Origin of the sequence: Micromonospora sp. NPDC047707 (assembly GCF_040704235.1) — a bacterium.
Taxonomy (GTDB): domain Bacteria; phylum Actinomycetota; class Actinomycetes; order Mycobacteriales; family Micromonosporaceae; genus Micromonospora.
The window spans coordinates 1-1,411 of sequence record NZ_JBEYSU010000148.1 but is presented as its reverse complement, the minus strand read 5'-3'; the positions used below and the strand labels follow the sequence as shown (position 1 = coordinate 1,411).

General features: G+C 69.1%; 1 protein-coding gene. It reads left to right on the top strand.

Going from position 1 to position 1,411, the window contains the following annotated elements; translation table 11 throughout:
• Nucleotides 1-162 precede the first annotated feature (162 nt).
• Nucleotides 163-1,401 carry an IS701 family transposase gene (locus AB0873_RS32530; protein ID WP_366604634.1) on the top strand — a complete coding sequence of 413 codons (1,239 nt, stop codon included), beginning with the start codon at nt 163-165 and terminating at the stop codon, nt 1,399-1,401.
• Nucleotides 1,402-1,411: the final 10 nt, after the last annotated feature.

Here is a 1,411-nt window from a genome sequence, read left to right as displayed (position 1 = left end):
TAATACTCCAACGTCACTTGGCTTCGGCGTTGGGCGTGGCGCGGGCATGAAGACGGCCACCGCGTTGATCATCGATGGTTTGTGAGGACAACCGAAGATCGTGCGGTGGCCGCGTGCCACAGCGTAGACCCCACCGGGTGGCGGGTCACCCTCGACGAGGCGGTGGCGCGTGTCGCTGGCCGGTTCGTACGGGCGGAGCCGCGCCGGACTGCCGGGCAGTTCGTGGAAGGTCTGCTGTCGGGTCTGGAACGCAAAACCTGCTGGTCCCTGGCGGAGCGGGCGGGGCACGCGGATCCGCAGGCGATGCAGCGGTTACTGCGTACGGCGGTGTGGGACGCCGACGCCGTCCGCGATGACGTGCGAGAGTGGCTGGTCGAGCAGCTCGGCCACCCTGACGCCGTGCTGGCCACCGATGAGACAGGGTTCCTGAAGAAGGGCGTGTGCTCAGTCGGGGTGCAGCGGCAGTACACCGGCACCGCCGGTCGGGTCGAGAACAGTCAGGTCGGGGTCTTCCTGGCCTACGTCACTCCGCACGGGCGGGCGCTGATCGACCGCCGGCTCTACCTGCCCGAGACGACGTGGTGCGAGCGGCCCGAGCGTCTCGCCGCCGCCGGCGTTCCGGATGAGGTCGAGTTCGCGACGAAGCCTGCGCTGGCCCGACAGATGATCGCTGCCGCGTTGGACGCCGGTATCCCGGCGGGGTGGGTGACCGGCGACGAGGTCTACGGCGCCGACCCCGGCCTACGCGGCGACCTCGAACAGCGTCAGATCGGCTACGTCCTGGCCGTCGGCTGCGACCGACGGGTGCACGTCAACGACGGCCGCACCCTCGTACGCGTCGACGACCTCGCCGCGCGGATCCCCAGCCGCGAGTGGCAGCAGCACAGCTGCGGCGCCGGAGCGAAAGGTCCCCGCGGCTACCTGTGGGCCTGGATCACCACCGCCACCCAGCCAGGTGAACACCGGTGGCTGCTCATCCGCCGCAACCGAACCACCGGCGAGCTGGCCTTCTACCTGTGCTGGTCACCCCGACCCGTCCCGCTGCACACCCTCGTCCGTGTCGCCGGTTCCCGCTGGAGCATCGAAGAGCTGTTCCAGACCGGCAAAGGCCAGGTCGGCCTGGACCACTACCAAGTCCGCGGCTGGACCGGCTGGCACCGGTTCATCACCCTGGCGATGCTCGCCCTCGCCGTCCTGACCATCCTCGCCGCCACCGCGCAGCAAACCCACGCCGACGCGGAGATCATCGCCTTGACCATCGCCGAGATCCGCCGACTCCTCAACGCCCTCGTCCTCACCGCATCGCTACCGCCAGAGCACATCCTGCACTGGTCGATCTGGCGACGAACATCCCAAGCCCGCGCCCGCCGATCCCACTACCAGCGCAGACAGGCCAAATGACGTTGGAGTA